Origin of the sequence: Nocardioides asiaticus, from assembly GCF_040049175.1 — a bacterium.
Taxonomy (GTDB): domain Bacteria; phylum Actinomycetota; class Actinomycetes; order Propionibacteriales; family Nocardioidaceae; genus Nocardioides; species Nocardioides cheoyonin.
In genome coordinates, this window is record NZ_JBDZDM010000001.1 from 728,826 (window position 1) to 751,124 (window position 22,299).

26 protein-coding genes are annotated in these 22,299 nt (G+C 72.2%); 8 read left to right on the forward strand and 18 right to left on the reverse strand.

Annotation, left to right across the window (positions count from 1 at the left end; genetic code table 11):
- Position 1 precedes the first annotated feature (1 nt).
- The 6 genes from ABLE53_RS03500 to ABLE53_RS03525 all read right to left on the reverse strand — a co-directional run bounded on the left by ABLE53_RS03500 (position 2) and on the right by ABLE53_RS03525 (position 4,901).
- The gene (locus ABLE53_RS03500) at positions 2-883 is read right to left on the reverse strand and encodes an alpha/beta hydrolase (protein ID WP_348857240.1); all 882 of its coding nucleotides are present in this window, start codon (positions 881-883) and stop codon (positions 2-4) included.
- Positions 884-893: 10 nt separating this feature from the next.
- Positions 894-1,523, reverse strand: a complete 630-nt coding sequence (locus tag ABLE53_RS03505; RefSeq protein ID WP_348857241.1) for a non-canonical purine NTP pyrophosphatase — start codon at positions 1,521-1,523, stop codon at positions 894-896.
- 10 nt (positions 1,524-1,533) lie between these two features.
- The gene (gene rph / locus ABLE53_RS03510) at positions 1,534-2,241 is read right to left on the reverse strand and encodes a ribonuclease PH (protein ID WP_348857244.1); all 708 of its coding nucleotides are present in this window, start codon (positions 2,239-2,241) and stop codon (positions 1,534-1,536) included.
- A gap of 22 nt (positions 2,242-2,263) precedes the next feature.
- The gene (locus ABLE53_RS03515; RefSeq protein WP_348857245.1) at positions 2,264-3,070 is read right to left on the reverse strand and encodes an SGNH/GDSL hydrolase family protein; all 807 of its coding nucleotides are present in this window, start codon (positions 3,068-3,070) and stop codon (positions 2,264-2,266) included.
- A 74-nt stretch (positions 3,071-3,144) separates the two neighbouring features.
- Positions 3,145-3,915 (reverse strand): ABC transporter permease, encoded by a 771-nt coding sequence (locus ABLE53_RS03520; protein ID WP_348857246.1) that lies wholly within the window; start codon positions 3,913-3,915, stop codon positions 3,145-3,147.
- Complete coding sequence (locus ABLE53_RS03525; protein WP_348857247.1) at positions 3,912-4,901, reverse strand: ABC transporter ATP-binding protein; 990 nt, start codon at positions 4,899-4,901, stop codon at positions 3,912-3,914. Before ABLE53_RS03525 ends, ABLE53_RS03520 begins: the two co-directional genes overlap by 4 nt.
- 130 nt (positions 4,902-5,031) lie before the next feature.
- Here ABLE53_RS03525 and ABLE53_RS03530 point away from each other — a divergent pair, with 130 nt between their 5' ends.
- A complete protein-coding gene (locus tag ABLE53_RS03530; protein WP_348857248.1) occupies positions 5,032-6,183 on the forward strand; it encodes a sensor histidine kinase in 1,152 nt (383 codons plus the stop codon).
- A complete protein-coding gene (locus tag ABLE53_RS03535) occupies positions 6,180-6,842 on the forward strand; it encodes a response regulator (RefSeq protein ID WP_348857249.1) in 663 nt (220 codons plus the stop codon). Before ABLE53_RS03530 ends, ABLE53_RS03535 begins: the two co-directional genes overlap by 4 nt.
- A 14-nt stretch (positions 6,843-6,856) precedes the next feature.
- On the opposite strand, the gene ABLE53_RS03540 is transcribed toward ABLE53_RS03535, so the two are convergent.
- Together ABLE53_RS03540 and murI are read right to left on the reverse strand one after the other, a co-directional pair.
- A complete protein-coding gene (locus ABLE53_RS03540) occupies positions 6,857-7,648 on the reverse strand; it encodes an MBL fold metallo-hydrolase (RefSeq protein WP_348857250.1) in 792 nt (263 codons plus the stop codon).
- Positions 7,649-7,712: 64 nt separating this feature from the next.
- On the reverse strand, positions 7,713-8,537 hold the full coding sequence (murI, locus tag ABLE53_RS03545) for a glutamate racemase (protein ID WP_348857252.1): 825 nt from the start codon (positions 8,535-8,537) through the stop codon (positions 7,713-7,715).
- 109 nt (positions 8,538-8,646) lie between these two features.
- On the opposite strand from murI, the gene ABLE53_RS03550 reads away from it, so the two are divergent.
- Positions 8,647-9,672: an alkaline phosphatase family protein gene (locus tag ABLE53_RS03550; RefSeq protein WP_348857253.1), complete on the forward strand. Its 1,026-nt coding sequence runs from the start codon at positions 8,647-8,649 to the stop codon at positions 9,670-9,672.
- A 113-nt stretch (positions 9,673-9,785) separates the two neighbouring features.
- Here ABLE53_RS03550 and ABLE53_RS03555 read toward each other — a convergent pair whose 3' ends face one another.
- The 5 genes from ABLE53_RS03555 to clpS form a co-directional block, all read right to left on the reverse strand.
- Positions 9,786-10,736: a PLP-dependent cysteine synthase family protein gene (locus ABLE53_RS03555; protein WP_348857254.1), complete on the reverse strand. Its 951-nt coding sequence runs from the start codon at positions 10,734-10,736 to the stop codon at positions 9,786-9,788.
- Positions 10,733-11,008, reverse strand: a complete 276-nt coding sequence (locus ABLE53_RS03560; protein ID WP_348857256.1) for a MoaD family protein — start codon at positions 11,006-11,008, stop codon at positions 10,733-10,735. Before ABLE53_RS03560 ends, ABLE53_RS03555 begins: the two co-directional genes overlap by 4 nt.
- 38 nt (positions 11,009-11,046) lie before the next feature.
- Entirely contained in the window at positions 11,047-11,505 is a 459-nt protein-coding gene (locus tag ABLE53_RS03565; protein WP_348857257.1) for a M67 family metallopeptidase, read from the reverse strand.
- 97 nt (positions 11,506-11,602) lie between these two features.
- On the reverse strand, positions 11,603-12,196 hold the full coding sequence (locus ABLE53_RS03570) for a DUF2017 domain-containing protein (protein ID WP_348857258.1): 594 nt from the start codon (positions 12,194-12,196) through the stop codon (positions 11,603-11,605).
- Positions 12,197-12,199: 3 nt separating this feature from the next.
- On the reverse strand, positions 12,200-12,493 hold the full coding sequence (gene clpS / locus ABLE53_RS03575; protein WP_348857259.1) for an ATP-dependent Clp protease adapter ClpS: 294 nt from the start codon (positions 12,491-12,493) through the stop codon (positions 12,200-12,202).
- 18 nt (positions 12,494-12,511) lie between these two features.
- Between clpS and ABLE53_RS03580 the strand changes: the two genes are divergently transcribed.
- Positions 12,512-13,816: a nicotinate phosphoribosyltransferase gene (locus ABLE53_RS03580; protein ID WP_348857260.1), complete on the forward strand. Its 1,305-nt coding sequence runs from the start codon at positions 12,512-12,514 to the stop codon at positions 13,814-13,816.
- Positions 13,817-14,033: 217 nt separating this feature from the next.
- Positions 14,034-14,621: a GIY-YIG nuclease family protein gene (locus ABLE53_RS03585; RefSeq protein WP_348857262.1), complete on the forward strand. Its 588-nt coding sequence runs from the start codon at positions 14,034-14,036 to the stop codon at positions 14,619-14,621.
- On the opposite strand, the gene ABLE53_RS03590 is transcribed toward ABLE53_RS03585, so the two are convergent.
- Together ABLE53_RS03590 and ABLE53_RS03595 are read right to left on the reverse strand one after the other, a co-directional pair.
- On the reverse strand, positions 14,614-15,558 hold the full coding sequence (locus ABLE53_RS03590; RefSeq protein ID WP_348857263.1) for a TauD/TfdA dioxygenase family protein: 945 nt from the start codon (positions 15,556-15,558) through the stop codon (positions 14,614-14,616). The genes ABLE53_RS03585 and ABLE53_RS03590 overlap by 8 nt on opposite strands.
- Positions 15,559-15,704: 146 nt before the next feature.
- Entirely contained in the window at positions 15,705-16,613 is a 909-nt protein-coding gene (locus ABLE53_RS03595) for a LysR family transcriptional regulator (protein WP_348857264.1), read from the reverse strand.
- Between the two features lie 26 nt (positions 16,614-16,639).
- On the opposite strand from ABLE53_RS03595, the gene ABLE53_RS03600 reads away from it, so the two are divergent.
- Positions 16,640-17,224: a nicotinamidase gene (locus ABLE53_RS03600; RefSeq protein ID WP_425474835.1), complete on the forward strand. Its 585-nt coding sequence runs from the start codon at positions 16,640-16,642 to the stop codon at positions 17,222-17,224.
- A 144-nt stretch (positions 17,225-17,368) separates the two neighbouring features.
- A complete protein-coding gene (locus tag ABLE53_RS03605; protein ID WP_348857266.1) occupies positions 17,369-18,619 on the forward strand; it encodes an MFS transporter in 1,251 nt (416 codons plus the stop codon).
- 21 nt (positions 18,620-18,640) lie between these two features.
- Here the strand turns inward: ABLE53_RS03605 and ABLE53_RS03610 are convergent, their stop codons facing one another.
- A complete protein-coding gene (locus ABLE53_RS03610; protein WP_348857267.1) occupies positions 18,641-19,168 on the reverse strand; it encodes a DUF1697 domain-containing protein in 528 nt (175 codons plus the stop codon).
- A 54-nt stretch (positions 19,169-19,222) separates the two neighbouring features.
- Here ABLE53_RS03610 and ABLE53_RS03615 point away from each other — a divergent pair, with 54 nt between their 5' ends.
- Positions 19,223-19,663 carry a MarR family winged helix-turn-helix transcriptional regulator gene (locus ABLE53_RS03615; protein WP_348857268.1) on the forward strand — a complete coding sequence of 147 codons (441 nt, stop codon included), beginning with the start codon at positions 19,223-19,225 and terminating at the stop codon, positions 19,661-19,663.
- A gap of 6 nt (positions 19,664-19,669) precedes the next feature.
- Here ABLE53_RS03615 and ABLE53_RS03620 read toward each other — a convergent pair whose 3' ends face one another.
- Both ABLE53_RS03620 and ABLE53_RS03625 read right to left on the reverse strand, forming a co-directional pair.
- The gene (locus ABLE53_RS03620; protein ID WP_348857269.1) at positions 19,670-20,422 is read right to left on the reverse strand and encodes an MBL fold metallo-hydrolase; all 753 of its coding nucleotides are present in this window, start codon (positions 20,420-20,422) and stop codon (positions 19,670-19,672) included.
- 13 nt (positions 20,423-20,435) lie between these two features.
- Positions 20,436-22,280: a DEAD/DEAH box helicase gene (locus ABLE53_RS03625; RefSeq protein WP_348857270.1), complete on the reverse strand. Its 1,845-nt coding sequence runs from the start codon at positions 22,278-22,280 to the stop codon at positions 20,436-20,438.
- Positions 22,281-22,299: the final 19 nt, after the last annotated feature.

Below are 22,299 nucleotides of genomic sequence, written 5' to 3' on the forward strand. Positions count from 1 at the left end.
GTCACGGGTGCTCGGCGAAGAAGGCGGCGGTCATCGCCATCACCGATCCCGCCGCAGGGAAGGTCAGCCCGTGGCGCCAGAAGCCGTGCACCTGCCCGACGGCGCGGAAGGCGACCACCTCGACGCCGAGCCCGGCGAGCCGGTGGGCGAACGCCTCGTCCTCGTCGACGAGGATGTCGCCCTCGGCGCTCACCACCAGGGTCGGCGGAAGCCCGGCGAGCCCGTCGGACAGCAGCGGCGCGAGATCCGGGTTCGTGAGGTCCTCGGGGCCGGCGGCGTACTGCTGCCAGTACCACCGCGCCTCCTCGGCCCACCCGCCCTCGACGGCGTACGACGGTGCGGAGGCGGTCGGATCGAGGAACGGGTAGATCAGCGCGGCAGCCCGGAACCGGCCGGGGTTGCGGAGCGCGGCCACCAGCGCGAGGTTGCCGCCGGCGCTGTCGCCGTGGACGTACGCCGGCAGGGCGCCCAGCAGCGGGTCCGCGTCCATCCAGCGCAGCACCGTGTCGACGTCGTCGGGCGCCGCCGGGAAGCGGTGCTCGGGCGGCCGCCGGTAGTCGACCGAGAGCACCCGCAGCCGGGTGCGGTTGGCCAGCCGCCGACAGGCGGCGTCGTGGACCTCGATGTCGTTGAAGACGAACCCGCCGCCGTGGAGATGGACGACCACGCCCTCGCGCACGTCGGCCGGCGTGTAGAGCCGGCACGGGACACGGCGGCCCTCCCAGGCCGCGTCGACGCCGGCGACCTCGGCGACCTCCTCCCTGGGCTCCGCGGCGGCCGCACGCCGGGCGGCGGCGCGCTCGGCGGCGATGTCGAGGTCCCACACGCGGGGGCCGGCTGCGTCGGCCTCGACCGCACGCCGGGCGTCGGGGAAGAGATCCATGGCGACGATCCTAGGAACCCGGCCGCTCAGGCCCGCTCATCCAGCGAGCGATCCTCGGCGCGATCTCGCGCAGCGCCCGGCCGCGGTGGGAGATGGCGTCCTTCTCGGGCACGCTCAGCTCCGCCGAGGTGCGGCCGGGCGTCTCGTCGGGCTCGAAGACGACGTCGTACCCGAAGCCGCCGCTGCCCCGCGTCTCGCGGATGACCCGGCCGTCCATCCGGCCCTCGACGACCACCTCACCGTCCGGGCCGTCGGCGTGGACGAACGCCACCGCGCAGGTGAAGTGGGCACCTCGGCGCTCGTCGGGCACGTCGGCCAGCTGGGCGAGCAGGAGCTCGTTGTTGCGCTCGTCCGACTTGGGAGGCCCGGACCACCTGGCCGACAGCACCCCCGGCATGCCGTTGAGCGCGTCGACGCAGAGCCCGGAGTCGTCGGCGACGGTCGGCAGCCCGGTGGCGGCGAAGCCCGCGCGCGCCTTGATGAGCGCGTTGCCCTCGAACGTCGGGGCGTCCTCGACCGGCTCGTCGTAGTGCTCGACGTCGTCGAGCCCGACCACCTCGACGGCCGGCATCAGCGGCTCGAGGATCCGGAACATCTCCCCCAGCTTCTTCGCGTTGCGGGAGGCGACGTGCACCTTCATCGGGAGACCTTCACAGCCCGAGCGCCTCGGCCTGCAGCCTGGTGAGGTCGGCGCAGCCCTTCTCGCCGAGGCCGAGCAGCGCGTCGAGCTCGGCCCGGTCGAAGGCGGCCCCCTCGGCCGTCCCTTGCACCTCGACGTACTTGCCCTCGCCCGTCATCACGATGTTCATGTCCGTCTCGGCACGGACGTCCTCCTCGTACGGCAGGTCGAGGCGGGGCACGCCGTCGATGATGCCGACGGAGACCGCGGCGACGGAGCCGGTGAGGGCCTTGGGTACGCCGAGCGAGGCGACCGCGTCGGCGAGCGCGACGTAGGCCCCGGTGATCGACGCGGTGCGGGTGCCGCCGTCGGCCTGGAGCACGTCGCAGTCGATCTGGATGGTGTTCTCCCCCAGCGCCTGGTAGTCGATGACGGCGCGGAGGGAGCGGCCGATGAGGCGGCTGATCTCGTGGGTGCGGCCGCCGATCCGGCCCTTCACGGACTCGCGGTCGGAGCGGGTGTTGGTGGAGGCCGGGAGCATGGCGTACTCCGCGGTGACCCAGCCCAGCCCCGATCCCTTCCGCCAGCGCGGTACGCCCTCGGAGGCGGAGGCGGCGCAGAGCACCCGGGTGCGGCCGAACTCGATGAGCACCGAGCCCGCCGCGTGGTCGAGCCAGCCGCGGGTGATCGTGATCGGACGCAGCTCGTCGTCGGCCCTGCCGTCTGCACGCGAAGTCATGCAGGGAACCCTAGCCAGAGGGCTAGCGCGGCAGCGCGACCGCCTCCGGCGCCGGCTCCCCGGCCGGGCGCACCTCCCGCAGTGCGAGCCTCACCGCCCACGGGCCGAAGTCGCGCGCCCGCCGGCCGACCCAGGGCGCGCCCTCGGCGACGATCCACGTCACGTCGCGCCACCAGCTCGGCGGGATGCCGCCCTCGCACCCCGCGCTCGGGGGCTCGAAGTCGAGGCCGGCCCGCCGCAGCTCCGCGGCGAACAGCCGGGCGAGGTAGCGGTGGCCGAGCTCGGAGGGGTGGATCCGGTCGACCGACCAGAACCGTCTGTCCCACACCTCTGGCTGGGCCCCGAGGTCGACCCGCAGGCCGCCGTACGTCGCGTGGACCTCGTCCCAGACGGCGTTGAGCTCGCAGAGCCGGCGGCGCAACCGCAGTCGCAGCCACTCCGGGAGCCTCCAGACGCCGCCGTGGTCGTGGAACCGGGCGGTCAGCAGCAGTGTCCCCTGGCCGGTGAGCGCCTCCGCGCAGCTCATCAGGTCGGCGCGCACGCGGGCCGGGTCCCAGCCCGACCTCAGCACGTCGTTGACCCCCACCATCAGGGTGGCGATGTCGGGACGGTGGGCGAGGGCATCGGCGAGCTGGTCGCTGAGGACCGTCGCGGCGGTGGCGCCCGAGACCGCCACGTTGCAGTAGGAGAGGTCGTACGACGAGGCCAGCGACTGCGCCAGCAGGCGGGACCAGCCCCGCCAGCCACCGGGGACCGGGTCGCCGATGCCGAAGGTGGTGCTGTCGCCGAGGGCTGCGAAGCGGAGGTAGCGGGACCCGAGCGTGCTCACGGCTCCAATGTCGGGAAGACAGACACGCCACCCCCTCGTGGGGGTGGCGTGTCGCAGAAGGGATGGTGAACGAACTACTTCAGCTCGGACCGCAGCACCCGCCAGAAGCCGACGACGAACGGCAGCACGATCCAGACCAGCGACGCGGTCAGCAGCTGCCACCAGTCCTTGCCGACCATGTGGCTGCCGTCGAGCATCGGCGACTGGGCGTCGTTGAGGTCCAGCCACGGGCCGACCTTGCTGAGCCCGTGGATGACGTTGACCAGGATCGACCACACCTGCGGCGCGACGAAGTAGGTCACGATCGCGGCAGCGGTGTTGAGCCACAGCAGCGCGAAGCCGAGGCCCTGGATGATGCCGCTGAACTGAACGAGCGCGAACTTCCCGACGTCGTCGAGACCGACCCCGTCCCAGGCGTGGTCCGAGCCACCGACGGCGGTCGCGAGGCACCCGATCGCCAGCGCGATGACGAGCGCGGCGAGCGCGAACAGCAGCGCGGCGACGACCTTCGCCCAGATCACCCGGCTGCGGATCGGGACGGTGCTGAACGTGGTGAGCGCCGTGCGCTGGCCCCACTCCTGGGTCACGAGCAGGATCCCCAGCACCGGGAGCAGCAGCCCCTGCGGCGTCGCCGTGACGCCCATGAAGTTGAAGAAGGTGCGGTCCTGGGAGTCGGCGGTCGCGAAGAAGATGATCTCGATGAGCGCGGTGAGCGCGACGATCGTGATCAGCAGCCACCGGCCGGCCCGGGTGTCGGTCATCTTCCGCATCTCGACGCCGACGATGCGGCTGAACGGGATGGGCGGCGTCGAGGTGACGTCGAGGGTGAGCGGTGCGGCGGTCATGCGACGGGTCCTGACTGGATCGGGCCTGACGGCATCTGGCCCGGCTGGACCGGGCCCGGCTGTGTCGAGGCGGGTTGCGCCGGGGTGCCGAGCGCATCGTCGCGCTGGGTCTCGGCGGTGAGCTGCAGGAAGAGGTCCTCGAGGCCTGCGCCCCCGGCGCGCAGGTCGGTGAGGACGATCTGCTTGTCGGCGGCGACCCGGCCGACGTCGACCGGCGCGGCGTGGACACGCAGCCCGATCCCCGCTGTGTCGGTCTCCAGCCCCGCGGCCGCGAGGGCGGCGGCCAGGGCGTCGTTGTCGAGGGCGGTGACCAGGGTCTGGGCCGGCCCGGCACCGGCGAGCAGCGACTCCTTGTCGCCCTGGGCGACGATCCGGCCCTGGCCGATGAGGATCATCTCGTCGGCGATCTGCTCCACCTCGTGGAGCAGGTGGCTGGAGAGGAGCACCGTGCCGCCGCGGTCGGCGTACGACTTCAGCAGGCCGCGCATCCAGCGGATGCCCGCCGGGTCGAGGCCGTTGGCCGGCTCGTCAAGGATCAGCACCTGCGGGTCGCCGAGCAGGGCGTAGGCGATGCCGAGGCGCTGCTTCATGCCGAGCGAGTAGTCCTTGACCCGGCGCTTGGCCTCCCGCGGCGTCAGCGAGACCAGCGCGAGCAGCTCATCGACCTTCGTCTTCGGCAGCCCCATCGTCAGTGCGCCGAGCATCAGCACCTCCCGTCCCGTGCGGCCGCCGTGCTGGGCGGTCGCATCCAGGAGGACGCCGACGTGGCGGCCGGGGTTTGGGATGTCGCCGTACAGCCGGCCCCCGATCGTCACCCGGCCCTTCGTCGCCGCGGTCAGTCCGACCATGATGCGCATCGTCGTCGACTTGCCAGCTCCGTTGGGGCCGAGGAAGCCGGTGACCTTCCCCGGCCGGCACTCGAAGCTGATGTCGTCGACGGCGGTGTAGGACCCGTAGACGCGGGTCACTCCCTCGACTTTGATCATGGCCCCTAGCCTGCCTCGTGCGGCACGCTCGCGCATCGGACATCCGGCGAGACCTCGCGCGACGAAAGTAGGGGGCGTACGCCGACCGCGGACTGCTGTGGCACCCGGCCCCGGTCATTAGCGTGGTGCCATGGACCGGCCGGCGCCCGTGGACTACCAGCCCGCCCTCGGGCTGTGGAGCCACGGGTGGCGGCTGGCCGTCATGCTGGCCATCAGTGCACTCGTCTGGCTCGGCACCGGCGTCGAGGAGCAGGCGAAGGTGAGCGAGCTTTGGGTCGCCGGCGACGCGCTGGTCGCGCTGGGCTGCTACGTCCTCGTCTTCTACCGCCGACGGTGGCCGGTCACGGTCGCGGTCGTCACCGGGCTGGCCAGCTGCGTGTCGGGGCTCAGCTGCGGGCCGGCGTCGCTGGCAGCAGTGTCGGTCGCGACCCACCGGGTCATCCGCGAGCTCGCGGTGGTCGCGCTCGTCAACTTCGCGGCCGGCATCGTCTACCCTGCCCTCGTCAGAGGCGAGGCCCACCTCTTCGACGTCGGCTCGACCGCGGTGGTGTGCGGAGCGATGCTCGCCTGGGGCATGTACGTCGGGTCCCGGCGCGAGCTGATCTGGACGCTCCGGCACCGCGCCGAGCGGGCGGAGGCCGAGCAGGCGCTGCGGGTCGCCCAGGCGCGCGACCACGAGCGGCACGCGATCGCCCGGGAGATGCACGACGTGCTCGCCCACCGGATCTCGCAGATCTCGATGCACGCCGGCGCGCTCGGCTTCCGCGAGGACCTCTCCGCGGAGGAGATGCGGGCGAGCGCCTCGGTGATCCGCGAGCGCGCCCACGAGGCGCTGACCGATCTGCGTGCGGTGCTCGGCGTGCTGCGCGAGTCCGGCTCGCCGTCGTCGCTCCGGCCACAGCCGACGTACGCCGATCTCGCCGACCTGATCGCCGAGACGACCGCGTCCGGCACGAAGGTCGACTACCACGACGAGGTGCGCGGCGGCCCGCCGCCCGACGCGGTCGGCCGGACGGCGTACCGGATCGTCCAGGAGGGGCTGACCAACGCCCGCAAGCACGCGCCCGGCGCCCGGGTGGAGGTCCGCGTCGGCGGTGCGCCTGGCGAGGGTCTGGCCGTCGAGCTGCGCAACCCGCTCGGGCTCGGCCCCGCCCAGGCACCGGGCGCCGGGCTCGGGCTGATCGGGCTCGCGGAGCGTGCCGAGCTCAGCGGCGGCCGGCTCGACCACGAGGTCACCGCCGGCACCTTCGTCCTTCGGGCGTGGATACCGTGGTCCGAGTGAGCAGTCCGGTCCGCCTCGTCATCGTCGACGACGACCCGCTCGTGCGCTCCGCCCTCGGGCTGATGCTCGGCGGCCAGCCCGACCTCGAGATCGCCGGCGAGGCCGCCGACGGCCGGGCGGGCGTCGAGCTGGCCCGCGACGTACGCCCCGACGTCGTGCTCATGGATCTCCGGATGCCGCGGCTGAGCGGCCTGGACGCCACCCGCGAGCTCCAGCGGCTGCCCGAGACGCCCCGGGTGATCGTGCTGACCACCTTCGACGCCGACGAGCAGGTGGTCGGGGCGCTCGGCGCCGGAGCCGACGGGTTCCTGCTCAAGGACACCCCGCCCGCCGAGATCGTGGCCGCGATCCGCCGGGTGGCCGACGGCGAGCCGATGCTGTCGCCCTCGGTCACTCGCACCCTGATCCGCCGGCTGCGCAGCGACGCCGACGACGGCACCCGGGCCACCGCCGCCGAGAAGCGGCTCGCCACGCTCACCGACCGCGAGCGCGACGTCGCCCTCGCCGTGGGCCGCGGGCTCAGCAACGCGGAGGTCGCAGCCGAGCTCCACCTCTCGATCCCGACCGTCAAGGCGCACGTGTCGCGGCTCTTCGACAAGCTCGCGGTCACCAACCGGGTGCAGATCGCGATCTGCGTCCACGACGCCGGGCTGCTGTAGGCCCCGGCAGCCTCCTAGAGGTCGTAGACCGCTCCGGCCCGCGCGAGCTCGGACGGGCCGTCGTACGCCGACTCGGCCTCCTGCAGGATACCGGCCGCGTCGTGCCACGGCGGGACGTGGGTGACGACGAGCCGCTTGGCGCCGGCCTTGGCCGCGGCCTGGCCGGCGTCCTGGCCGGTGAGGTGCAGGCTCGGCGGGTTGGCGTCCTCGGCGCGGAACGACGCCTCCGACAGCAGCAGGTCGGCGCCGGAGGCGAGCTCGAGCAGCGCGTCGGTCGGGCCGGTGTCGCCGGTGTAGGCCAGCGCCGCGCCGTCGGCCTCGACCCGCAGGCCGTAGGCCGGGACCGGGTGGTCGACCGGGACCGGGGTGATCCGGAACGGGCCGACGGTGAACGTGCCGCGGTAGCGGTGGAACTCGAACTCCTCGCGCATCCCGGGCTTCTTCGGGAGGTCGTAGGCCTTCGCCAGCCGACGGGCGGTGCCCTTCGGGCCCCACACCGGGATCTTCGGCTGCGGGCCGGCCGGGTGCCACTTGCGGAGCACGTAGTAGCTGGCCATGTCGATGCAGTGGTCGGCGTGCAGGTGGCTGAGCAGCACGGCGTCGACGGAGAGCGGGTCGGCGTACTTGTGGAGGGCGCCGAGCGCGCCGTTGCCCATGTCGATGACGAGGCGCCAGGTGCGGGTCCCGGACGTCGAGCCCGTCGAGCCCGTCGAGGCGTCGGGGCCGTCGGCCTCGACGAGGTAGGACGAGGCGGGGCTGTCCGGGCCCGGGTAGGAGCCGGAGCAGCCGACGATCGTGAGCCTCACCGGGGTCCCCTCTCGATTGTTCGCGGAGGAGCGAAGCTGGGGAGCGAAGAATCGAGTGGGGTGGTCATACGAGGCCGCCCACGAACTGCTTGGCGCCGGCGAGCTCGGGCCCGAGGAAGCGCCGGCCGATGGTCTCGAACTCGTCGGGGTTGCCGGTGGTGAGGAAGGTGTAGGTCGGCTCGCCGCTCTCCCGCATCAGGCCGGTCTGCGCCAGCACGCGGTAGACGTCCTTCGCGGACTCCTCCGCGCTGCTGACGAGCGTGACGTTGTCCCCCATGACGTAGGAGATGACGCCGGTGAGCAGCGGGTAGTGGGTGCAGCCGAGGATGAGGGTGTCGATGCCGTCGCTGGTGAGCGGGTCGAGGTACTCGTGAGCCGCGTCGAGGAGCTCCGGGCCGGTCACGATCCCGGCCTCCACGAGCGGGACGAACTTCGCGCAGACCCGGGTGTGCAGCTCGACGTGGGGCGCAGCGGCGAAGGCGTCGTCGTACGCCATCGACTCGGCGGTCGCGTGGGTGCAGATGACCCCGATCCGGCCGGTGCGGCTCGCCGCCACCGCCCGCCGGGTCGCCGGCAGGATCACCTCGACGACGGGGACGTCATAGCGCTCGCGGGCGTCGCGGAGCACCGCCGCGGAGGCGGAGTTGCAGGCGATCACGATCGCCTTGACGCCCTGCGCGTAGAGGTGGTCGAGGCACTCGAGGGCGTACTCGCGGACCTCGGCGATCGGCTTGGGGCCGTACGGCGCCCGGGCGGTGTCCCCGACGTACAGGATCGACTCGTGCGGCAGCTGGTCGATCACCGACCGGGCGACGGTGAGGCCGCCGAATCCCGAGTCGAAGATGCCGATCGGCGCCTCGGGGTCGGTGGGGGGAAGGGGGGCACGCACGGAAGGCAAGGCTAGGCGCTCACCCCTTCAGTCGCACGGACCCTTGATCCACGTCACTCTCCCATGGGACGAGACGGTCGTCACGTCGCCGTCGCGTAGGGTCTGGGGCATGGTGCTTGGCCGGGGTCTGGTCGCTCTCTCGCTCGTCGGCTCGCTCGCTCTCGCGGGGTGTGGCGCGGCGTCCGAGGACCGCAGTGGTCGGGTCGAGCCGGTCGCCGCGGCGGCCGGCGGCTCGGCCTACAAGGTGCTGGCGATCTCCGTCGACGGGCTCAACACCCGGGCCCTCACCCAGCTCGGCAGGAAGCGGCTGCCCAGCTTCTACCGGCTCATCGACCACGGCGCGCACACGCTCAACGCGCGCAGCGAGTACGAGCAGAACGTCACCCTGCCCAACCACACGAGCATGCTGACGGGCCGCCGCATCACCGCGTCGAAGGGCGGCCACGGTGTCACCTGGGACACCGACCGCCCGCGGATGACCGTCCAGAAGGCCGCCGGGCACGCGGTGGCATCGGTGTTCACCCGGGTGCACTACGCCGGCGGGTCGACCGCGCTGTTCTCGACCAAGAAGAAGTTCGGGCTCTACCGCCGGTCGTGGGGCTTCGCGATCGGCCGGACCGACCTCGACGAGAACCAGCACCGGCTGGTCGGCGCCGCCGTCCACGATCTCGTGACCAAGCGACGCGACTTCACCTTCCTGCACGTGTCGCTACCCGACCAGGCGGGGCACGCCTACGGTGGGATGTCGCCGCGCTACCTCACCGCCGTACGCCGGACCGACGCGCAGCTCGGCCGCGTGCTCACCGCGCTCGACCGGCACCCGCGGCTCAAGCGCCACCTCGTCGTCGTCCTCACCTCCGACCACGGCTTCGCGAAGGGCGCGAAGAGCCACACGCCGCACATCCTGGCGAACTACCGGATCCCGTTCGTCGTCTGGGGCCCGGGCGTCGCCCACCGCGACCTGTACGCGCTCAACCCCGACTACAAGGACCCCGGCACCCGCCGGCCGGCGTACGCCGCCACGCGCCAGCCGATCCGCAACGGCGACGTCGCCGACCTCGCCCTCGAGCTCCTCGGCCTCGGGCCTGTCAGGGGCAGCACGCTCGACGCGAAGCAGAACCTCGACGTCCGCTGAGAGACCGCGCGCCACAGTGCCCGCGCCCCCAAAGTGTCACCGTGACAGCTCGAGCTGTCGGTGACACTTCGGAAGTGTCACCGACGCCGCAACGTGTCACGGTGACACTTTGGTCAGGCCCAGAGCTGGCCCTCGAGGGACTCCTCGGCGTCGTCGATGGTGCCCTCGTAGGCACCCGTGGAGAGGTACTTCCAGCCGCCGTCGGCCACGACGAAGGCGATGTCGGCCTTCTCCCCCGCCTTCACCGACTTGGCCGCCTGGCCGAGCGCGGCGTGCAGGATGGCGCCGGTCGAGATGCCGGCGAAGATGCCCTCGAGCTCGAGCAGCTCACGGACCCGGCGTACGGCGTCGCGCGGGCCGACCGAGAAGCGGGCGTCGATCAGGCTGCCGTCGTACAGCTCCGGGACGAAGCCCTCGTCGAGGTTGCGCAGTCCGTAGACGAGCTCGCCGTAGCGCGGCTCGGCGGCGACGATGCGTACGTCGGGCTTCGCGCGGCGGAAGAAGCGCGAGACGCCCATCAGGGTGCCGGTGGTGCCGAGACCGGCGACGAAGTGGGTCACCGACGGCAGGTCGGCGAGGATCTCCGGCCCGGTCCCCTCCTCGTGGGAGAGCGCGTTGGCCGTGTTGCCGTACTGGTAGAGCATCACCCAGTCGGGGTGCTCGGCGGCGAGCCGCTTGGCGACCCGCACGGCCTCGTTGGAGCCGCCTGCCGCAGGCGAGGAGACGATCTCGGCGCCCCACATCCGGAGCAGCTGGCGGCGCTCCTCGGAGGTGTTCTCCGGCATGACGCAGACGATCCGGTAGCCCTTGAGCTTCGCCGCCATCGCGAGCGAGATCCCGGTGTTGCCCGAGGTCGGCTCGAGGATGGTGCAGCCGTGGCGCAGGGTGCCGTCCTTCTCGGCCTCCTCCACCATCTTCAGCGCCGGGCGGTCCTTGATCGAGCCGGTGGGGTTGCGGTCCTCGAGCTTCGCCCACAGGCGTACGTCGGGGCTCGGCGACAGCCTCGGCAACCCCACCAGCGGCGTACCGCCGACGGAGGAGAGCAGGTTGTCGAAGCGGGTCACTGTCCGCCGGCCACCGCGGGAAGCACGACGACCTGGTCGCCGTCCTTGAGCTCGGCGTCGAGGCCGCCGATGAAGCGGACGTCCTCGTCGTTGACGTAGACGTTGACGAACCGGCGCAGGTCGCCGTTGTCGATCAGGCGCTCCTTGATGCCCGGGTGGTTCGCCTCGAGGTCCTCGATGAGCGCGCTCAGGCTGGCACCTTCGCCGGTGACTGCCTTCTCGCCGCCGGTGTAGGTACGCAGGATGGTCGGGATCTTGACCTCGATGGCCATGGGTTCTCCTCGCTCGGGTGTTGATGCGCTCGGCTGCGTCACTGCTGACGTGCGTGTGCGGTTTCGTGGGGCGGCAACGCCGGGACGACCTGGATTTCTTCCTCGGTGACGACCCCGTCGACGATCCGGTAGGACCGAAACTCTACTGGTCCGCTGCTGTTTCCGTGCTCGCGCGTGCTCACCAGCACGTAGTGCGCGTTCGGCTCCATCGCGAGCCCGATGTCGGTGCGGCTGGGGTAGGCCTCGGTCGCGGTGTGGGAGTGGTAGACGATCACCGGCTCCTCGTCGTTCGCGTCCATCTCCTTGTAGAGCTGCAGCAGGTCGCCTGCGTCGAACTCGTAGAAGGTGGGCGAACCGGCGGCGTTGATCATCTCGATGAAGCGCTCCGGACGGTCGGAGCCCTCGGGTCCCGCGACGATCCCGCACGCCTCGTCGGGATGGTCGCGCTTCGCGTGGGCGATGATCGCGTCGTACGTCGCCTGGTCGATGGTCAGCACGGCGTCAAGCCTAGGTCGCGGGCGGTCGGCGGCGCGCCGTGACCGGGTGCCGGACAGTGGCGGATCTCACCCTCCGCAGTGGTACGGCGGGCGCCGCTCACTCGCCGGCGTAGAGCGCCTCGACGAGCGTCTCCTGCAGGACGCCGACCCACTGGTAGATCCCGTAGACCTGGGCGACCTGCTCCTCATCGGGCAGCGAGTCCCAGTAGTCCTCGTCGCCCTCCTCGATCCCGAGCCGGGTCGCGAGCGCGAGCCGGATGTCGGTGAACGAGCGCAGCCAGGTCTCGGCGCCCTCGCGGTCGAGCTCGACGTCGATGACCAGGCCGTCCTCGGTGAGCTCGGGCGGCAGCCCGGCCTCCTCGAGGGCGTCGATGATCTGTGCGGCGGCCGCCGCCTTGCCGTCGCGCAGCGAGCCCTCCGTGAAGCGGCGGAACTCCGCGGCGGCCTCCTCGTCGTCGCGGTACGCCGTCGGGAAGAGCCGGGCGAGCACCGGGTCCTCGGGCTCGGTCGTCGGCCCCGAGAAGTCGAACATCGCCTCGAGCGGGTCCTCGCTCTCGCGCGGCGCGGCCGCCTCGTTGCGGAGCAGCTCGACGAGCTGGCCCGCCAGCGAGCGCAGCAGGTCCGCCTCGAACCCGGTGAAGGTCGCGATGACGTGCTTGCTCCGCCGGTGATAGCTGAAGCCACCCACCACTGATCAGTCCTGCTTCTCGAGCGTCGCCCACAGGCCGTACTCGTGCATCGCCTGCACATCGCGCTCCATCTCCTCGCGCGAGCCCGCGCTCACCGCCGACTTGCCGTCGTTGTGCACCTCGAGCATCAGCTTCTCGGCCTTCTTCTTGGAGTAGCCGAAGTACTTCTGGAAGACGTAGGTGACGTACGACATCAGGTTGACCGGGTCGTTCCACACGATCGTCACCCAGGGTGTGTTGGGCGCGACGACCTCGTCGACGTCCGGCTCGTCGAGCTCCACGGGGCTGGGCGCGCTCATGTCTCCCATCGTGTCACGATGGCGCCCGTGACTGAATCAACGGGAGCTTCGACCGCGCTCCTCACCGACCACTACGAGCTGACCATGCTCCAGGCCGCGCTCGAGGGCGGCGCCGCCCAGCGGCGATCGGTCTTCGAGCTCTTCCCGCGCCGCCTCCCCGGTGGCCGCAGGTACGGCGTCGTGGCCGGTGTCGGCAGGGCGCTGGACGCGATCGAGGCCTTCCGGTTCGACGACGTCACGCTGGCCGCGCTCGACGGCGTCGTGGACGACCGCACGCTGACCTGGCTGGCCGGCTACCGTTTCCACGGCGACGTGTGGGGCTACCCCGAGGGCGAGGCGTACTTCCCGCAGTCGCCGCTCGCCATCGTCGAGTCCACGTTCGCCGAGGCGGTGCTCCTCGAGACGGTGCTGCTGTCGATCTACAACCACGACTCCGCCGTCGCCTCCGCGGCCTCGCGGATGACGCTCGCGGCCGACGGGCGGCCGTGCATCGAGATGGGGTCGCGGCGTACGCACGAGGAGGCGGCGGTCGCGGCCGCGCGGGCGGCGTACGTCGCGGGCTTCGGCTCGACCTCCAACCTCGCCGCCCGGGCGCGGTACGGCGTACCCTCCGCGGGCACGAGCGCCCACAGCTTCACCCTGCTCCACGACACCGAGGAGCAGGCCTTCCGGGCGCAGGTCGAGTCGCTCGGCAAGGGCACCACGCTCCTGGTCGACACCTACGACATCGCCGAGGCGGTGCGGCTCGGCGTCGAGGTCGCCGGGCCCGAGCTCGGCGCCGTGCGGATCGACTCCGGCGACCTGGGCGTGCTCGCAGTCGCCGTACGCGAGCAGCTCGACGAGCTCGGCGCGAAGGACACCCGGATCATCGTGACCAGTGACCTCGACGAGTACGCCATCGCGGCCCTCGCTGCCGCCCCCGTGGACGGCTACGGCGTCGGCACCCAGCTCGTCACCGGCAGCGGCCACCCGACCTGCGGCTTCGTCTACAAGCTGGTCGCGCGCGAGGGCGAGGACGGCGAGCTGGTGTCGGTGGCGAAGAAGAGCGCCGACAAGGTCTCGGTCGGCGGCCGCAAGTACGCCCTCCGGCGCCGGGACCGCCGCGGCCGCGCGGAGGCCGAGGTCATCGGCATCGGCACCCCGCCCGTCGACGATGGCGACGATCGGCCGCTTCTCGTGCCCCTCGTCCGCGACGGCGAGATCGTCGGTCGCGAGCCGCTCGAGGCGGCCCGCGAGCGCCACGTCGCCTCTCGCGACGAGCTGCCGATCACCGTCCGGTCGATGGCCAAGGGCGACCCGGCGATCCCGACGATCTTCGTCTGACGGTGGTTGAGGAGGTCGCGCAGCGACCGTCTCGAAACCACCACCATCCACCACGCCCGGTGGTTGAGGAGGTCGCGCAGCGACCGTCTCGAAACCACCACCATCCACCACGCCCGGTGGTTGAGGAGGTCGCGCAGCGACCGTCTCGAAACCACCACCATCCACAGCGCATCACGACCGCCGGTTGCGACACATCGCTCGGGGCACCATGCGTCTCATGGCCCACGTCTACATCCTGCGCTGCGCCGATGGCACCTACTACGTCGGGAGCACGACCGACCTCGAACGCAGACTCTGGCAGCACGACAACGGCGAAGGTGCGGCTTACACACGTCGACGCCGGCCCGTGACGTTGGCCTGGGCAGCCGAGTTCGACTCGATCAAGGACGCGTTCTACTTCGAGAAGCAGGTTCAGGGCTGGAGTCGCGCCAAGCGCGAAGCGCTCATCCGGGGCGAGTACGACGACCTGCCGCAACTCGCCCGGCGGCGGACGAGCTCCACCGACCGCACGAGCAGGTCGGGAGTCTTTGGTCCTTCGGGAGTTGGCGATCCGGTGGTTTCGAGACGGTTGCTAGCGCAACCTCCTCAACCACCGGATGCCGCACCACCGGAGGCCGCACAGCCACCGGGGGCCGCACAGCCGGCCGACGCCGCACAGCCACCGGAGGCCGCACAGGCACCGGGGGCCGCACAGCCGGCCGACGCCGCACAGCCAGCCGACGCCGCACAGCCGGCCGACGCCGCACAGCCGGCCGACGCCGCGCGGCCGCCCGAGGACGACCCCTGGCGACCGCCCTTCAGCTGATCAGCTCGTCGAGGCGGGAGTAGGCCTCCGCGTCGCCGGAGATCACGACGCTGCGCCGGCCGTCGATGGAGACGGGTACGTCGCCGGCGACCGTGATGCGCCGCATCTCGCGCGGGTGGTGGTCGAAGTCGGCGACCGCGTAATGCTGCGTCGCGCGGTTGTCCCACATCGCGACGTCGCCGGGCTGCCACGCCCAGCGGACGGTGTTCTCCAGCCGGGTGATGCGATTCTGCAGGAGGTGGAACAGCGCCACCGACTCCGAGCTGTTGTGGCCCACGAAGCCCTTCACGAAGTGGCCGAGCACCAGCGACCGCTCCCCGGTCTCCGGGTGGACGCGGACGACGGGGTGCCGGGTCTCGAACAGCTGCGAGGTGAAGTCGTCGCGGGAGTAGTTGGCGTCCGGCTGCTCGTGCTCCTCGTCGCGTTGCGCGTAGTCGTAGCTGTTGGTGTGCACCGCCCACAGCTCGTCGACGAGCGCCTTGAGCCCCGGCGTCAGGTCGTCGTACGCCGCCGCCGTGTTGGCCCAGACCGTGTTGCCGCCGTACGGCGGGAGCGTGACGGCGCGCAGGACGCTGATCGCCGGCACACGGTCCACGAAGGTGACGTCGGTGTGCCAGGCGTTGGCGGCCATCCCCTTGTTGGCGGTCACGCGCAGGATGCGGGCGCTGCCGGTGTTGACCGTGGGGTGCGCGGTCGTGAGCGGGCCGAACCGCTCCGCGAAGCCGATGTGGTCCTCGTCGGTCAGGTCGTGCTGCTCGCGGAAGAAGACCACCTTGTGCTCGAGGAGCGCGCGCCGGATCTCCGCGACGACGTCGTCGGGCAGGTCCGGTCCGAGGCGTACGCCGTCGACGCGGGCGCCGATGCGGCCGTTCAGCCGGGTGACGCGAGGCGTCCCGGCGGTCCCCGCAGGGGCCGTCGGGCTGTCGGTGATGGTCATAGGGGCTCCCTTCGGGTGCGGCGTCGGCATCATTGCCACGCGTAGCGGTTATATATGACCACTACGGTAGAGAAATGTGAGGCGCCCACGGAAGCGCGAAACAGCGTCGAGCCAGACGGGTTTCAGTTCTCCGTCATAGAGGCTGTCTATCGCCCGCCGGTCGAGTCGCCCGCCGACATCCCGTCCCCGGCCACCAGCAGCACCTGCCGGGCGACCTCGCTCAGCCGGCCGGACCGCCACACCAGCGAGACGCTCGCGCGCGTAGGCGGGTCCAGTCGCGCGATCCGGGCGCCCTTCGCCGCCGCCTCGGCGGCCATCCCCTCCGGCAGGACCGCGGCGCCGGCACCGGCGAGGACGAGCGGCACGACCGTGGCGGTGTGGGCGGTCTCGACGGCGATCTCCGGCGCAGCTCCCGCCTCCTCGAGGGCGCGGTCGAGCAGCTCGCGCATCGGGGTCCCGCGCGGCGTGCTCACCAGCCCGAGCTCGACCAGCGCCGCGACCGAGGTCGCGCCCTCCTCCGGCAGGTTGCCGCGCTCGGCCGGCGGGAGCACGGCGACCAGCTCGTGCTCGGCGAGCCGCCTGCTCGTGAGGGCCCCGCCCGGCGGCGTACCGTCCACAAGCGCGAGGTCGGCCGCCCCCGAGCGCACCTGGTCGAGGGCGTCGGAGCGGCTCACCGGGTCGCGTACGACGAACTGCACGGCCGGCTGCAGCCGCCGGAAGGTGCTGACGATCCCGACCAGCGGGTCGATCGCCCAGAGCGTGTTGCCGACGATGACGACCCGCCCGAAACCGCCCTCGGAGGAGGCCCGCACGGCCACCTCGGCGAGCGCGAACCCGCGCAGCGCCTGCTGCGCCGGCCGCACCAGCGCCTCGCCCGCGGCCGTCAGGCGTACGCCGCGCCCGTGCCGCTCGAACAGCGTGGCACCGAGCTCCTTCTCCAGCACGCGGATGGCGTAGGACAGCGACGGCTGCGCGATGTTGAGCCGGCCGGCCGCCCGGGTGAAGCCGCCGGCCTCGGCGATCGCGAGGAAGAACTCGAGCTGTCGTCGCTCCACGCGGTCAGGCTAGCGACGGCGCTACGGTGAGCAGCATGACGCGTGCGCTGATCGTCGTCGACGTGCAGAACGACTTCTGCGAGGGTGGCTCCCTGCCCGTGGCGGGCGGGGCCCGGGTGGCCCACGAGATCGGGGTCCTGCTCCAGCACTGGACCCACAAGGACCCCGGGGCGGTGGACTACGACCACGTGGTGGCGACCAAGGACCACCACATCGACCCCGGCGGGCACTGGGCCAAGGAGCCCGACTTCGTCGAGTCCTGGCCGGTCCACTGCCGGGTCGGGACCGACGGCGAGGCGTTCCACCCCAACCTCGATCCCGAGCCGTTCGACGAGATCTTCCGGAAGGGCGAGCACCACGCGGCGTACTCCGGCTTCGAGGGCGTCGCGCAGGACGGCACCGGCCTCACCGACTGGCTGCGCGCCCACGGCGTCACCGAGGTCGACGTCTGCGGCCTGGCGACCGACCACTGCGTCCGCGCTACCGCACTCGACGCCGCCAAGGAGGGCTTCACCACCAGGGTGCTGACCGCGCTGAGCGCCGGTGTCGCCCCGGAGACCACCGAGCGGGCGATCACCGAGATGCGCGCCGCCGGGGTGCTGGTCAGCTGAGCAGCTCGCACGCGTTCGCCTCGCCGCCGTTGTCGCCCCGCCATCGCGGCGACCGGCCGGCGAGCTAGTCCGGTCCGGACCGCTTCGCGGCCCGGTTGTGCGCCAGGGCACACCGGAGTGTCGCGGTTGGTCTACCCTCTGCGGGTGGCTTCGATCTCGGCGATGGCCCCACTGCGCGAACCGCCCTTCAGGTGGTACTTCGCGTCCCGGTCCGTCAACCTCGTCGGCAACACCATGGCGCCGGTCGCGCTGGCGTTCGCCGTGCTCTCGGTCAGCCACGCCGCGATCGCGCTGGGACTCGTCCTCGCGGCCAGGACGGTCCCGCTGCTGGTCTTCCTGCTGATCGGTGGGGTGGTCGCCGACCGGTGGGGCCGCGCGCGGGTCATCATGGCGTCCAACCTCGTCTGCGGGGTCAGCCAGGGCGCCGCTGCGGTGGTCGTGCTCAGCGGTCACGCGACCTTGTGGCACCTGGTGGCGCTCTCCGCGGTCAACGGGGTCGCCGACGCCGCCGGCATGCCGGCGATGAACGGCCTCATCCCGCAGCTCGTCCCCCGGACCCGGCTGCAGGAGGCCAACGCGCTGACGGCGCTCACCCGGGCGGTCCTCGCCATCCTCGGCCCGAGCCTCGCGGCCGTCTTCGTCGTCGGCGCCGGCCCCGGCTGGGCGCTGCTCGTCGATGCCGCGACCTGGCTGGCCGCGGCCGCGCTGATGGTGCCGGTGAAGCTCCCCGCCCGCGCCCCGGAGCCCGGGTCCGACCGCAGGCCGTCCCTCCTCCACGACCTCGGCGCCGGCTGGGGCTTCTTCCGGCGTACGACGTGGCTGTGGCTCGGCGTCGCCGCGACCTGCGTCCTCAACGCGCTGTACGAGGGCGGCCTGCTCACCCTCGGCCCGGTGCGCGCGAAGTCGTCGGACCTCGGCCCCCACGGGTGGGGCCTGATGCTCTCGGCCCAGGGCGTGGGCGTGCTGATCGCGACCCTCGGCCTGATCCGCTGGCGGCTCCAGCGGCCCCTCCAGACCGGGATGGTCGGGATGGCGCTGTTCGGGCTGCCCATGGTCGTCCTCGGGGTGACGACCGGGCTGGCGACGCTGCTCACCGCCGCCCTGCTGTCCGGCGTCGGCATCCAGGTCTTCAGCATGGGCTGGAACCTCGCCATGCAGGAGCACATCCCCGAGGAGCTGCTCTCCCGGGCGGTCTCCTACGACCAGCTCGGCTCGTTCGCCGCGATCCCGGTCGGCCAGCTGGCCCTCGGCCCGGTCGCGGCGGCGTACGGCCTCGAGAGGGTGCTCCTCGTCTCCGGGGTGGCCTACGTCGCGATCTCGCTGCTCCTGTTGCTCAGCCCGTCGGTTCGGGCAGTGCGCCGGGTGGTCCCGCGGTCCCAGACGCAGGCGGCCTGACCCGAGCCTCGGAGAGGGCGGTCACCCGCCCCACTTGCGCGCGAGCGTGGTGATGACGTTGAGGTTGCGGTTGGTCGCGACGCCGAGATGCTTCTCGACGATCGTGTTGGTGAGCCGCGCGGTGTGGTAGTTCGAGCCCAGCAGGAGATGGACGGCGCGGCCGCCGACCTTCGCGACCTCCCCGGCCGAGGAGACCGCCTCCAGCCGAGCGACCTCCTCGTCGGTCGGCTCGCGCTTCAGCACCGACACGTAGTGGCGCCCGTCGTGGCCGAACGCCTCCGCCTCCTCGGCGATGCTGCTCAGCTCGGCGGGTGTCACGCAGATGGTGGGCACCTCGAAGCCCCGGTCGCGGAGGAACTCCTCCTCCAGCATCACCTCGACCTCGGCGCGGACCTCGACGTCGTGGTCGAACCGCACGTTGCCGGTGTTGATGTGGGTCTCGATCGCCCGGCCGCCGGCCCGCTCGACCGCGGCGACGATCGCGTCCTTGGGGAACTTTCTGGTGGCGCCGAGATTGATGGCCCTCAGAAACGCGATCCAGGTTGCCATGGCCCGATAATGTCACCCACACAACCCCCATCACACGCCACGCAGAGGACGGCCATGCACCACCTCTTCATGTCCGCGACGACGCTCGCGATGACCAGTGACGTCGTCATGTACGCCGCCCGGCTCGTCCGGACCATGCGGCGCTCGCTCGACCTGCCCGCTGGTGTGCGCGTCCTCTCGATCCTCGCCCAGATGGGCCCGCTCGGCGTGACGGAGCTGGCCCAGGCCGACAACTGCTCGCAGCCGACGATGTCGGCGCAGGTGGCCCAGCTGGTCGACGCGGGCCTCGTGACCAAGGCCCCCAATCCCACCGATGCGCGTGGCTGCGTGATCACGCTGACCGAGGCGGGCAGGACCGAGCTCGACTCCTATCGCGACCGGATCTCCACCGCGGTCCAGGAGCGGCTCTCCGAGAGCAAGTACACCGCGGAGGACCTCGAGACCGCCGTCGCGATCCTGCGCGAACTGGTCGAGCCGACCCCCCGCAAGGCCTGACCGGCCCTACTCCCCGCGCACCATCCGGACGAGGTGCTCGTACGTCTCCTCCATGCCCTCGTTGCCCATCCGCGGGTCGTCGGGGACCCGGCCGGACATCACGTCGTCAAGGTAGCGCCGGTCGGCGTCGAGCCGCTCGATCGGGGCGTACGACGGCGTCCCGTGCCCCGGCACGAGCACCGAGGCCCGCGCGACGTACGGCTCCAGCTGGTCCAGCCCCTCGACGTACGCCGGCAGGTCATCTGGCCAGAACGGCAGCGGCAGCTCGACGTCGCTGAGCATGTCACCGGCGACGAGCACGCCCGACCGCGGGTCGAGCAGCGCGGCGTGGCCGGGCGCGTGGCCGTCGTGGACGGCCACCTCCAGCTCGGTGCCGGGCACCACGTCGCCGGGGAGCGGCGTGACCTTCGCGAAGAGCGCCAGCACCTCGTCGGGGTAGTCGCCGCCGAGCTCCTCCCTCAGGCCCGTCTCCTCCGAGACCGCCAGCGCCGCCGCCTTCGGCGCCGCCCAGCGCGGCACGTCGCCGTAGCGCGGGTGCCAGAGTAGGTGGTCGTGGTGGGCATGGGTGGAGAACCCGGCCGTGACCGCGACGCCGCGCGCCTCCAGTTCTTCGGCGATCGCGTCCAGCTCGTCGCGCAGCCAGGCCGGGTCGACGAGCACGGACGCGTCGCCGGTGACGAGCAGCGTCGAGGTCGTCGTCATCCTCCGCGACGTGGCGACGTACGCCCCCGGCACGACCTCGACGAACCGACCGGTCACCGCCAACCCGTAATCACCCCGACCGCCGCGCGGCCCAGTCCCGGATCAGGTCGATCCGGGCCCGCAGCTGGTCGGCGGTGGCGACCGCTGCGGGCGGGCCGCCGCACTCCCTGCGCAGCTGGTTGTGGGTCTGGCCGTGAGGCTGGCCGGTCCGGTGGTGCCAGGCGGCGACGAGGCCGTTGAGCTCGCGGCGCAGCATCGCCAGCTGCTCGTGCGTAGCGGTCCCTGAGGAGCCGAGGGACGAGGCGTCTCGAAGGGCTGCGACCGTCTCGGCCGGCCGCGGCCCCGCGGCCGCGTCGGCCCGCTTCTGCTTCTGGGCGCGCTCGGTCTGCCGCTGCTTGAGCAGGTCGCGCATCTGGTCGGCGTCGAGCAGCCCGGGGATGCCGAGGAAGTCCATCTCCTCCTCCGAGCCGACGTGGACCTCGCCCGAGTGGCCGAACTCCCCGCCGTCGAAGAGAACCCGGTCGAAGCGGGCCTCCGAGCCGAGCGCCTCCCACGGCCCGAGCGCCTCCTCGTCGGAGGCGGACTCGGCCTGGTTGGCCTGCGCGAGCAGCGCGTCCTCGGCGGCGAAGATGTCGTCCTCGTCCTGGATCCGCTTGCCGAGCACGTGGTCGCGGGCGACCTCCAGCTCCGAGGCGAACCCGAGCAGCATCGGGACCGAGGGCAGGAAGACCGACGCCGTCTCACCCCGTGCCCGGGCGCGGACGAAGCGGCCGACCGCCTGGGCGAAGAACAGCGGCGTCGCCGTCGTCGTGGCGTAGACACCGACCGCCAGCCGCGGTACGTCGACCCCCTCGGACACCATCCGCACCGCGACCATCCAGCGGCTGTCGTCCTCGCTGAACTTCGCGATCTTCTTCGACGCGGCCTTCTCGTCCGAGAGCACGACGGTCGCCGGCTCGCCGGTGATCGACCGGAGCGTCTTGGCGTACGCCCGGGCAGACTCCTGGTCGGTGGCGATCACGAGCCCGCCGGCGTCCGGCACGTGCCGGCGTACCTCCGAGAGCCGCCTGTCGGCGGCCTGGAGCACCGACGGGATCCAGGACCCCTGCGGGTCCAGCGCGGTCCGCAGCGCCTGCGCGGTGAGGTCCTTGGTGAGCGGTTCGCCGAGGTGCGCGGCGATCTCGTCGCCGGCCCGGGTCCGCCAGCTCATCTGGCCGGAGTACGCCATGAACAGCACCGGGCGTACGACGTGGTCCTGCAGCGCCTCGGAGTAGCCGTAGGTGTAGTCGGCCACGGAGCGCGGCACGCCGTCCTCGCCGGGCGCGTAGGTGACGAACGGGATCGGGTTGGTGTCGGACCGGAACGGCGTGCCGGTCAGCGCGAGCCGCCGCGCGGCGGGCTCGAAGGCCTCGCGGATCCCCTCGCCCCAGGACAGCGCGTCGCCGGCGTGGTGGACCTCGTCCAGGATGACGAGCGTCCTGAACCGCTCCGTGCGGATCCGCATCGCGAGCGGGTTGACCGCGACACCGGCGTACGTCACCGCGATGCCGAGGAACTCCTTCGAGGTCTTGCCCTGGCCGGCCGAGTAGGTCGGGTCGATCGGGATCCCGGCCCGCGCGGCGGCCTCGGCCCACTGCAGCTTCAGGTGCTCGGTCGGGGCCACGACCGTGACCCGGTCGATCATCCGGCGGCCGAGCAGCTCGGCGGCCACCGACAGCGCGAAGGTGGTCTTCCCGGCGCCGGGTGTCGCGACGGCGAGGAAGTCACGCGGCAGCTCGTCGAAGTACTGCGTCATCGCCGCCTGCTGCCACGCGCGCAGCTTGGTGGCCGTCCCCCAGGCGGCGCGGTTGGGCCAGGCGGGGGTGAGCGCGTCCGTCGGCGCTGGCGTGTGGGCGGCGTCCGGCCGCCCCGTCACGCGGGGTCCCCGCCGAAAC

Excerpts from the sequence above, each read along its gene's own strand:
- ABLE53_RS03500 (WP_348857240.1), bottom strand. The coding sequence starts at position 883 with ATGGATCTCTTCCCCGACGCCCGGCGTGCGGTCGAGGCCGACGCAGCC.
- ABLE53_RS03505 (WP_348857241.1), bottom strand. The coding sequence starts at position 1,523 with ATGAAGGTGCACGTCGCCTCCCGCAACGCGAAGAAGCTGGGGGAGATG.
- rph (WP_348857244.1), bottom strand. The coding sequence starts at position 2,241 with ATGACTTCGCGTGCAGACGGCAGGGCCGACGACGAGCTGCGTCCGATC.
- ABLE53_RS03520 (WP_348857246.1), bottom strand. The coding sequence starts at position 3,915 with ATGACCGCCGCACCGCTCACCCTCGACGTCACCTCGACGCCGCCCATC.
- ABLE53_RS03525 (WP_348857247.1), bottom strand. The coding sequence starts at position 4,901 with ATGATCAAAGTCGAGGGAGTGACCCGCGTCTACGGGTCCTACACCGCC.
- ABLE53_RS03530 (WP_348857248.1), top strand. The coding sequence starts at position 5,032 with ATGGACCGGCCGGCGCCCGTGGACTACCAGCCCGCCCTCGGGCTGTGG.
- ABLE53_RS03550 (WP_348857253.1), top strand. The coding sequence starts at position 8,647 with ATGGTGCTTGGCCGGGGTCTGGTCGCTCTCTCGCTCGTCGGCTCGCTC.
- ABLE53_RS03560 (WP_348857256.1), bottom strand. The coding sequence starts at position 11,008 with ATGGCCATCGAGGTCAAGATCCCGACCATCCTGCGTACCTACACCGGC.
- clpS (WP_348857259.1), bottom strand. The coding sequence starts at position 12,493 with ATGAGCGCGCCCAGCCCCGTGGAGCTCGACGAGCCGGACGTCGACGAG.
- ABLE53_RS03580 (WP_348857260.1), top strand. The coding sequence starts at position 12,512 with ATGGCGCCCGTGACTGAATCAACGGGAGCTTCGACCGCGCTCCTCACC.
- ABLE53_RS03585 (WP_348857262.1), top strand. The coding sequence starts at position 14,034 with ATGGCCCACGTCTACATCCTGCGCTGCGCCGATGGCACCTACTACGTC.
- ABLE53_RS03590 (WP_348857263.1), bottom strand. The coding sequence starts at position 15,558 with ATGACCATCACCGACAGCCCGACGGCCCCTGCGGGGACCGCCGGGACG.
- ABLE53_RS03610 (WP_348857267.1), bottom strand. The coding sequence starts at position 19,168 with ATGGCAACCTGGATCGCGTTTCTGAGGGCCATCAATCTCGGCGCCACC.
- ABLE53_RS03615 (WP_348857268.1), top strand. The coding sequence starts at position 19,223 with ATGCACCACCTCTTCATGTCCGCGACGACGCTCGCGATGACCAGTGAC.